The sequence below is a fragment of the Iodobacter sp. CM08 genome (assembly GCF_033446605.1).
Lineage (GTDB): Bacteria > Pseudomonadota > Gammaproteobacteria > Burkholderiales > Chitinibacteraceae > Iodobacter.
On the sequence record NZ_JAWQUO010000049.1, the window covers coordinates 22,410 to 32,170 of the forward strand.

The following is a 9,761-nucleotide window of genomic DNA, read 5'->3' on the forward strand; positions in this document are numbered from 1 at the left end:
CCGAAGCATTTTCACCTGCCTTATAGGGCCCATAGGCTGGCCGCAGGCGCTGCCGTGATTTTTGCGCCCAAGCTGCTGATCGCTGGCAAGGTGGCATTATGGTGCTCAATAATTTGCTGCCCGCTTAAGTGAGGCTTATCGTGGCTACAATGGCCGTCTGACACCAAAACCACTTCAAAACCCAGCGATGCTGACCAGCGCACGGTGGAATCAATACAAAATTCGCTGGAATAGCCCGCTATTGCCAGCTGTTTTACACCATGCTGGTTTAAGATCGCTTGTAATGGTGTGCTGGCGTAAGGCGCAGAGGTGTTTTTATGGATGTTTAAATCCCCCGCTTCCACTTTTACACGGCTATCTATTTGCCAACCCGCACTACCATTCTCTAAGCCTTGCCCCTCGTGCTGCACAAAAATAACCTGCACCCCCGCACTGCGCGCGCGTTTGGCTAATTCATTAATCCGTGTAATCACCCCATTTAAATCGTGAGGATAGGGCGCTTGGGCAAAGAGGGCGGTTTGTAAGTCAACGATAAGCAGGGCGTCTGGCATGTGGGTAGGCCTGTAAAAGGTGTAAGGTCTAGACGTTTTGGGTTTGCCACTCGCTTTTTAATATGGCCAGAATGACGGTGTTCTACCATTGTTTTTTAAAGTAGCGATGTTCTAAAAATCGCCCTTCTTCGCGCATGCCCAATTGGGTGCAAAGTGCAATGGCGGCTTTGTTTCTGCTGATGGTTTCTGTGTAAATGCGGTGTATGTTGAGCCATCGGATCTAAAGTCCCGCAAAATAGGCCACGCGGTTGAAATAGAAAAATGCATAGTTTGCCCATCGTGGCGGCGGGTTGCTTAAAGCCAGATTAAGTCTTTATAGGGTTTTAATTGCAGCGCACTCAGGCGGCTCTCTAAGTCTCCCACATGCACTTCTAATTGATGCCCGTCAGGATCAAGCAGGTAGATGGAATCACCTTCGCTAGAATTGCTTTTCCATTCAGCTATATTTTGCTCACGTACTCGCTGCTGAAAGGCAGAAAAATGCAGTGGGGAAATGCTAAAGGCGATATGGCTGTAATCTTGCCTTGGGTTTGGGGTGTCAAGGCTTAGGCAGAGCCATAAATCGCCCAAACTAAGGTAGGCACCAGTGGCCCATTTTACATGGCCCTTAAAGCCGATAATAGCGGTGTAGAAGTTTAGCGAGCGGTTTAGATCGCTTACAGCCAGCGTGAGATGATTTAAGCCTGTCAGCATACTTGCGCTTTTTATTATTTGGCTGACGACTAGTGTACAAAACACGGGTGAGAATGTCTACGGCATGGCGGCGAATTGCTGCTGGGGATCCATTCGCCGCTATGTCTAGCTGGCTAGCTAGCTTAAATAAATGAATCAGGTGCAAACAGGGCCTCGGCTTTGGCAGAACCATAAAAATGCTGTGCCATGGCTTGCCAACTGCCTGTGGCTTGGGCTTAAGTCGGGTGTTCCCAGGGTCTGAGGTGCTGCAATTTTCTGATTTAAGCGGTCTGCCTTATGCCCATCGCTACACTATTCGGGCGCTGGCGGCGGCTTGGGATTCGGCAAATGTGTGAAGCCGATGCATTTCCAGCAGGGGATGAAGCACTGAATAAAGCGTGGGCTTTACTAGAAGGAGATGGCTGCCAAGATCTGCTGACTAGGGCAGAGGCATGGCGTCCATGGCGAGCCTATGCGGCGCAGCATTTATGGGCTTCTTTGGATTGATCGAGGGGATAGCGCGGTTGCTTTAGGAACCGCCGTCGAGGAGGGACCTCCTCAACGGAAAAAGGGCTGTTACGGGCGCTTGGCCAAAATGCTTAAAATGGCGGTGGTGTTGATTTTTGCCCCAATCGGGATGGCTGCGAGGTCTACAAAAAAGTCTGGATTATGGTTGGAGTAAGGAAAAGGCCGGCCTGCGGCTTGTGCTTTAGCAAATAGGGCTGGAGGGGCTACACCAACCAGCATAAAGGAGTAAGGCACATTCATTCCTTTGAATGCTTCTTGAAAGTCTTCTGAGCCCATCACGGCGGGAAGTTGTGGAATGACTTTGCCTTTGCCCATCAGCGCTTCTAAGGATGGATTAATGCGTGCCACCAGCGCTTTATCGTTGACCAGTGGGCCAGCGTTGCCTTTCATATGTCGAGTTGGCATTTTGTCTGCAGCTACACCGGCGCTTATCGCCACGCCATGGTTGATTTCGTCGATACGTTTAAGCATCTGCTCACGCACGTCAGGGGTAAACCAGCGTAGGTTTAGCTTGAGCGTGGCTGAGCTTGGGATGACGTTATTATCTCGGCCCGCCTCTATTGAGCCAACCGATAGCACCGCTGCGGCTTGTGGATCAAGTGTGCGGCTTACTACGGTTTGATAGGCTAATACCGCTTGTGCAGACATTACAATGGGGTCGATCGTCATCTGTGGCGTGGAGCCGTGGCCGCCAATGCCTTTGAAGATAATGTCTAACTGGTCTACGCCAGCCATCCTCACGCCTGCCGCACTGGCCACTACGCCGACTGGGATAGGGGCGGTATGTGAGCCAAAAGCAAAGTCAGGCTTTGGAAAGCCGCGCTGCCATAATTGATCGTCAACCATTGCTTGAGCACCAAGGCCAACTTCCTCGGCGGGCTGGGCGTAAACTACCAAAGTGCCGGACCACTCTGATTTAAGTGCCGCCATTGTTTTTGCCATGCCGAGCAGCCAAGTTACATGGGCGTCGTGGCCGCAGGCGTGCATGACATCAATTTCGCTGCCGTCAGCTAATCGCTGCTTTGCGGCTGCGGCATAGGGGAGGCCAGTGGCTTCTTTGACCGAGTTGGAATCCATATCGGCGCGAAACCATACGGTTGGGCCTGGGCCATTTTTAAGCACGCCTACTACGCCGGTTTTGGCGATGCCTTCTGTGACACTAAAGCCCAGTTCCTGCAGGTTTTTTGCCACAATCGCGGCGGTGCGTGTCTCGGTAAAAGCGATTTCTGGGTGCTGATGCAGGTCTTTAAATATCGTGGTGAGGCGTGGTGTGTCGGCATCAATGGCGGTATTTATTTTGCTAAGTAGCTCGACTGAAATGGCCGATTCAGTTGCCGCTGTGTCTTGTGCGTTGGCAAAGGTTGGTGCGAGGGCAAAAACACCAAGGCTGAGCGGCAGCAGGATAAGTTTTCGAGCGATGCGTAATTTCATAGTTGTTCTTTTTGAATTTGGAAACGGTGGTGCATGCCGTTTGGATAAGGGGGCTTGCCATCTTTGCCGAGTTAAGCCTTGATTTAATGCCCTTGAGACGATGGCTGTGGGGTAGTTTTTATGGCTAAAAACTAACTGTAGTCTGTTTTTGTTACAGGCTTTATGCCCGTTGAGTGAGCCGCGATTAGCCACAAGGATGCGCCCGTGGGTAGGGGGCAATACAGGGCCTAGGCGTTTAATTTTACGTATTTTTTAGTTGGCTAACGCCGTGTTAGTAAGTGCTTAAGCCGTTAGCAGTAATGCTTTATCTACTTAAAACGAGCGAGATCTTATCTGTAGATACAGGTACAAGAGCGGCTGTGGATTGCCGGTGTATCTACAGATCTTAGGTTTTTAAATATCGTCAGTGGGCGACAATATTAATGGCTACGTGATCGGGCGTTTTTCTTTGCGAGGGCGCGTTTGTCGGAAACAACGCCAAATGCTGCACCCAAAATGGCCCCAAAGCCAAAGCCCAGCGCTAAGGCATCAAATGCGGAGCCTAAGGCGGCTCCTGTGCCTATTCCAATTGCTAGCCACAAACCCATGGTTCAACTCCTTTTCAGAAAGTAGCGCATTGAAAGGATTCAATATTTACTGCCAAGCCCTATCTTGCCACCTTGCTCAGCTTTCATCAATATGAATAAAACCTTAGTAGATAAGTCGGCTTGACAATGCTGAATGGGTTTGCTGGATTGGGCCGTGGTGTGTAGTCGTTCTCTTGTTATAGCCTTGCTGGGCGGGCTATAGCAGCTTATTTTGTTTGATGATGAACCGTAAAGAACTAAATGAAACACTGTAAGGTAAAGGCTATGACTAATAGAGTTCTGGTGAGCGGCATCGCCTATTCAGCCCTTTAGTGTTGATTTAGAAAGATTGAGTTCCTGAGTGATCGATTTAATCGTGCCGTGGCTGTGCTAGTGATATTGGCCTGCATATAGGATTACGCTGCTACCCAGCCAAACATGCTTTCATATTGCCATAATCAACTTGGTGCTTAGTCGCCAAGTAAAGGTAATTTTGAAACAAGCGACTAGCGTGCATCCGTCATAATTTCTGCATGCTGTTTAAGGCTGCCTTGGTACAGTTTTCTGGCGATTGGGCAGCATAATTCCAGCTTATGTGCCTTGTAGCCACGCTGCATCAGGCCATACCACCCTTGAGCGGGCCCCGGCATAAAGCCGGCATATGCAAAACCGGCGCGGCGCAGTTGTTGCATGGCCGCTGGCGTATGTTGGTCTAGGCGCATCCGCAGATAAATCAGGCGCTTCTTAGGCATTTGCGCTACTTCATCCACGTTGTTGGGGTGTAGGTCTGTCAGTGTTACCTCAATTCTATGCTCATGGCTAGCCACAGCTATCGGGGTGGCGGCAGTGGAATCCATCAAGGAATGTGTGCCGAAATTTTGCTCGATAGGCCCAAGCCAATCTCGGCAGGATAATGGCCACGGTAAGGCTGGCAAAGGAGAGGGCTGCAAAGGTAGGCACCCCAGCACCACGCTTTCACGCCACTCGTTGCCAAATGGGGAGGCCACATAATCCAATAGCAAACCGGTGGTTTGGAAACCCAGCGTCTGAGCCAAACGCTGGCTTTGTGCATGGGACGATACCTGTTTGATGGTTAACGTACGCAGCCCGCATTCGCGCGCATAGTCTCTTAGGTAAGCCCCCAGCGTTGTGGCAATACCCATGCCGCGTGCGTCGGGGTGAACAATATTGAGCGCCAGCTCGGCGCTATCTGGGTAATCTTGATGCACCCACAGCACGGCATGGCCAACAATCTGGTCTTTTATGCAGGCCACAACCGAATGCCAGCGCTGTTGTGCGTTATTGCGGCAAATCATCGAGGGCAGATAAACATCCGGATACACATAGCAGTCGCCATACACCGTGCGAAACAGAGCGCTCACTTTATTGGCATCTTCTGGCACGAAACTGCGGACTGAAACGGCAAATTTGTTCCATTTGTTCATGCTTGCCGCTCCGCTTGCACCACATAGGAGCGCTCGTCCACCACCCGCAATAGTTTGCCTGAGCGAGGATGAAGCGTCAGCTTGTGAGCCGTGTGGTAAGCGATATCAAAGCGCAGCAGGTCTTCCTGTGACAAGGTATTCATTGCTGGGTATTTCTCTATTAGCGCGGCATAAAGCTTTTCTTTTACGGCGCTGCTTAAGCCGCCATCTGGCGCAACCCGCAGAGTCAAGCTATCCATACCGTTAGCGCGGGCCAGCAATAATTGCCAAGACGCTGGGCCTAAATGCGCTTTCACAATGCCACCAATCTCCTCAGGAAATAGCGAGAGCGTGCCCAGCCGAATACGATATCCCTGACTGGCGCGGCCACGAAGTGCAAACTTGCGTTGCTTGGTATCGGTTGGCTCACACCAAACCGCCAAGTCGCCAGTTGGATAACGAATCAGCGGCATCAAGCGCCGTTGCAGATTGGTCACAACCAATATACCAGTCTGGCCTTCCTCCTCAATAGGCTTACCCGTGGTTTCATCGATGATTTCCACTAGGGCATCACCATCAAATACATGGTGCTCGCCCAATAGGCAATCCGGTGTGCTTGCGCCAATCAAGCCTGCATCAACACTGGCGCAGCCCACCGAGGCGAAGCGGGCGTTTGGCAAGGCCAGCGACAGCATGGACAGCTGCTCTTCAAACAAGCTTTCGCCGCCATACAGAACCAGCGTGACGCTGGCGAGCACTTGTCCGCGCTCGAGCAATTGGCTGACAAAACGCAATAGTTGGGCGGGCACACAAGCCAGTACGTTGATTTGATGGGCTTCAATCGCCTCCGCCAGTAGCGTGGTCTCGACCGCACCGGTAAAAGGGTATTCGCAGACGGGCACGGGTGAGTGCGCCAATGCCCCATGAATAAATAAGAAGCTGGTGTATAAATCGCCCGCAAAAAACAAATTGGCCACTCGATCGCTTGGGGTTAGCTGCGTGCCCATTCCTTGGCCAAAAGCATGCACAAAATCACGCCATTCCTCGCGGGAATACACCGACAGCTTGCCAGCACCGGTTGATCCCCCAGTTCGAAAAACATGGCCGTCAATGATGGGCCCAGTCAGTACCGGCCAGGACGATAATGTTTGTGACTGCTGCCAATACAAAGCAGGGTCGATCAGCGGCAAGTCGTGGAGTTGCCAGCCAGAGCGGGGTATGTCTCGGTACAGCGCTGCATAGAAAGGGGAATGTTGGCGTGCGTACTGCACGAGCTGTTCTATGAGAAGGGTCATTTGTATAGCTTCCTGCAAGCAGTCTATTCACTTTGCCCATGCATCTGTCAGCAGAAGGGTAACGTGGCGGCTTGTTGTTGCGCTCATTTTTACAGGCCGTAAAGCTTGTTGTGATGAGTCTGTTCTAAAGGGATACAGCCAAGGCTGGTGCGGGTCTAAGCTGATTTGCACTCTCCATCTGGGCATTGCTGCCCAGTGGAGGAGCCAACCAAGCGCTGTACACCACCCATCACTGGCAAATTAAACTGCGCCTGCTGGCTCGGCAGTGTTGCTTAATACAGGCTGCCGCTGATCTAGCACTAGCGGTGTTTTGCCACTTTGTGGATGGCGTTGAAAATCCGTCGACAATTTATGGATCACCTCCATCTCTAGTAGCCCGTTATTCAGCGCCTCCCCCAGCTCGCTGTGTTGGCTTAAATACTGGCGGACATGCTCAACATCGCCCTCCACCTGTACCACCAAATGCTCTCTGCCGCTGGCGGTGTAGTTAATTAAAAACTGCAGTGGTACGCCTATTGCCTCAGCATTGAGCGCAGGGTTGAAGAAGAGGGTTCCCACTCGTAGTAACTGGCCGTGCCTGCCACATAGTTCGAATCGCGGCGCGGGCAGCCCACATTTACACGGGCCCGCCACCCAACGGCCCAAATCACCAAGCTCATAACGTGTTACCGCTTGCCCCTCGCGTGCACGAGAGGTAAATAACAAGCGGCCAGTTACACCTGGCGCTACGGCTTGGTCTTGCTCGGTATCCACAATTTCCAGCCACTGGGTATCGGTTATCAGGTGGAATACGCCATCGGGCGAATCACCGCAGCTGTGGCCTAAGGGGCCGGCATCAACAGAGCCATAAATGGCGGAACGGATCATCGATACACCGAACCCGGCTAAAAACTTACGTTGCTGCGGGTTCAAGTGCTCGCCGCCGAGCATGATTTTTTGGATGCCGCCGTAAGCCCGCAGCCTGGCTTCTTCCCGCACAAACAAATGGTGAATCGTGCTGGGCATGCCAATCAGCGTATTGACGCGCTGGTCGATAATTAGCTGGGCAATTTCGCTGTAATCGTCGTTGCTCGGGCCACCCATAGGGAAATGCACCGCCGACAATTTGTCCAAAATGGTAAAAAAGCTGAGTAAACCGCCATACAAATTGCCGCCATAGAGCAAATTCATGACTCGATCGTTTGCCGGATCAAGGCCTGCCGCAAACAAGCCATCTGCCGCAGCTTGCATTTGCCGGTGATAATCGCGATAGCTAAAACCCGCAAGCTTGGGCTTGCCGCTGCTGCCGCCACTACGGAAAAACAATTGGGCATTTTCTGTCATCGGTGTTTGCTGGAAAGCAGCCTTATCCATAATTGGCTGTGCAAGCAAACTTTTTGGCTCCGCTGGGGGCTGGTCAAGCGTGACGTGCTTTGGCAGCTTATCCGCCGCAACGCTCACCGACACCCGGCGCGTTAGCCGCGCTAGGGCGTATACACCATCGTGCGGCTCGCCTTCATACCCATCGTGCATCGCACTCACCGGTGTCACACGGCTAACACCGGCGGCCAGCAAAATCTGGCCTAATTGCGCCAAATCATGGTTATGTGCCACTAAGCCGCAGGTTTGCAGCCGGGTTCGCCAAGCTTGCAGTGTCTCCACCAACTGTGCTCGCGGCACTGGCCGTAGTTGTACGGTACGAAATAATGGCGACGCCACTAAGGCGGCTGTTTGTGCCCAAATAATCCGCCAGCCTTCACCTTGCCAAACATGCCCCCGCACATCGGAGAAGCTTTGATCCAGCCGTGCGAACGCAAGCTGGGTGCTGATCTCGGCAGACTCTTGCTCGCTAGGAATTAATTCAGGCCATTGCTGGGTACGCCGTGCGAGTGCTTTGGCCAACTGTTCGCCCACTTCCCGCAATACGGCAGGGTCTTCGCTATCAACCAATACGCATTGCGGGCTGGAACACGCCTGTTGATCAAAGCGACAAACCTCATCGGCCAAGGCATCGAGCTGCGCTTCGCTTGCGGCGCTGGGCACTACATACGCAAAGCTGATGCGGTGTCCCCAGTCTACCCAGCGGCAACCGGCGGGTAGCTGCTGCCGAATCGCCGTCAGTGCCGCTTCCCCACCCCAAGCAGACACCGCATCAGCTCGGCTGAATAGGCGAGCCAGATCAGCATTGGGCCAAGGTAATACGGCAAGATAATCTGCCAATGTGCCGGTGCTGTCATGGCTGAGGAACGCTGCCAACAACGCAGCAGTGCGTCCGTTATCGCTGCTGCTAGGGCGTAGCCAATTGATATTGCCAACCAGTAAGCTTTCCAGCATGGCGAAGAAAGGCAGCAAGGACGAATTGGCTGGCGTGATATGTACCACCAGCCCCAAAGGCCGCCAGCTTTCAAAGTGCGGGCTACAGTAATCAATGCGGCGCAGCGAAAATGGCGTTTCGCCTAACTCTCGGGCTAGCTTAGTTGCCAAGGCGTCACGTTGGCAGAAGCCGTGCAGCGCCGTGCGGTTTTCGGTGTCCAAGCCCAGCGCGTCGCTATCGTTCAGCACCCATTGGGCAAAGCTTTCAGCACAAGCCAATACCGTTTCGTTATCCAGCTGCTGTGCCAGCGTCGTTGCTAGCCGTGTTTGTAAGGACGCTAATGCTTCATCCGCCCCAGTCTGGCTTATAAGGATACCTTGTACGAGATACATGCTTAAGACTCCTTGATCAATTCAGATGCCGCCAGTGCACAGCTGCGGTTTTTACTGGTGCCAGCGCGTCCCAGTAGTTCAAACCAGTCGGTTTCGATGCCGCAGCCGCATTCGTGGCCTGGATGCAAGGTGGCCAAATCACTCATGATCACGCTATGGGCGGGGCTGGATGTGATGTAGGGCGATACAAAATGCAAAAAGCCTCTTGTGCCGTATGGCTGGGTGTTCAAAGTTGCGGGGTGGCGGATATAGGCGCGTGCATAGCTGGGAATATGGAAGTGATGCTTTGGGCACTCGATATAGGGCACCGGATGTTCCACCGCGCCATAGCCATCTCGGCAGCGCACGTCCGGAATGCCCAGTTGCTCACCCAAGCGTTGATACAGCATGGCTTTAGGGATGGCTTGGTCGGCGTGGGTCTTCCAGCCACCGCCCAGAAATACCAATGAATCAGGGTGCAGCTTTAGGGCTGGATAGCCCATTTCCTGTTCACGCCGATTGAAATTTGACCCACCCTGCCGATCGAATTTTGACCCAGGGCCGAGCGTTGCTTTTTATCGGAGCAACTGTGGATAAGTCTAGCAAATAGCGGGCCACTCACCCGCTATT

General features: G+C 52.8%; 9 protein-coding genes. 1 reads left to right on the forward strand and 8 read right to left on the reverse strand.

What is annotated here, in order from left to right; translation table 11 throughout:
* Nucleotides 1-20 precede the first annotated feature (20 nt).
* Both R6242_RS19920 and fos read right to left on the reverse strand, forming a co-directional pair.
* A complete protein-coding gene (locus tag R6242_RS19920; protein WP_318430251.1) occupies nt 21-551 on the reverse strand; it encodes an isochorismatase family protein in 531 nt (176 codons plus the stop codon).
* A 294-nt stretch (nt 552-845) separates the two neighbouring features.
* Nucleotides 846-1,244 carry a fosfomycin resistance glutathione transferase gene (gene fos, locus R6242_RS19925; protein ID WP_318430252.1) on the reverse strand — a complete coding sequence of 133 codons (399 nt, stop codon included), beginning with the start codon at nt 1,242-1,244 and terminating at the stop codon, nt 846-848.
* A 276-nt stretch (nt 1,245-1,520) separates the two neighbouring features.
* On the opposite strand from fos, the gene R6242_RS19930 reads away from it, so the two are divergent.
* Nucleotides 1,521-1,730 (forward strand): hypothetical protein, encoded by a 210-nt coding sequence (locus R6242_RS19930; protein ID WP_318430253.1) that lies wholly within the window; start codon nt 1,521-1,523, stop codon nt 1,728-1,730.
* A 69-nt stretch (nt 1,731-1,799) separates the two neighbouring features.
* Here R6242_RS19930 and R6242_RS19935 read toward each other — a convergent pair whose 3' ends face one another.
* From R6242_RS19935 to R6242_RS19960, 6 genes are all read right to left on the reverse strand, one after another.
* On the reverse strand, nt 1,800-3,182 hold the full coding sequence (locus R6242_RS19935; RefSeq protein ID WP_318430255.1) for an amidohydrolase: 1,383 nt from the start codon (nt 3,180-3,182) through the stop codon (nt 1,800-1,802).
* A gap of 419 nt (nt 3,183-3,601) precedes the next feature.
* A complete protein-coding gene (locus R6242_RS19940; RefSeq protein WP_318430257.1) occupies nt 3,602-3,769 on the reverse strand; it encodes a hypothetical protein in 168 nt (55 codons plus the stop codon).
* Between the two features lie 485 nt (nt 3,770-4,254).
* Nucleotides 4,255-5,193, reverse strand: a complete 939-nt coding sequence (locus tag R6242_RS19945) for a GNAT family N-acetyltransferase (RefSeq protein ID WP_318430259.1) — start codon at nt 5,191-5,193, stop codon at nt 4,255-4,257.
* Nucleotides 5,190-6,467, reverse strand: coding sequence for a phenylacetate--CoA ligase family protein (locus R6242_RS19950; RefSeq protein WP_318430261.1), 1,278 nt, complete (start codon nt 6,465-6,467; stop codon nt 5,190-5,192). The genes R6242_RS19945 and R6242_RS19950 overlap by 4 nt, the downstream gene beginning before the upstream one ends.
* A 240-nt stretch (nt 6,468-6,707) precedes the next feature.
* Nucleotides 6,708-9,152, reverse strand: coding sequence for an acyl-CoA reductase (locus R6242_RS19955; protein WP_318430263.1), 2,445 nt, complete (start codon nt 9,150-9,152; stop codon nt 6,708-6,710).
* Nucleotides 9,153-9,154: 2 nt separating this feature from the next.
* Nucleotides 9,155-9,634 carry a hypothetical protein gene (locus R6242_RS19960; RefSeq protein WP_318430264.1) on the reverse strand — a complete coding sequence of 160 codons (480 nt, stop codon included), beginning with the start codon at nt 9,632-9,634 and terminating at the stop codon, nt 9,155-9,157.
* Between the last annotated feature and the right edge of the window lie 127 nt (nt 9,635-9,761).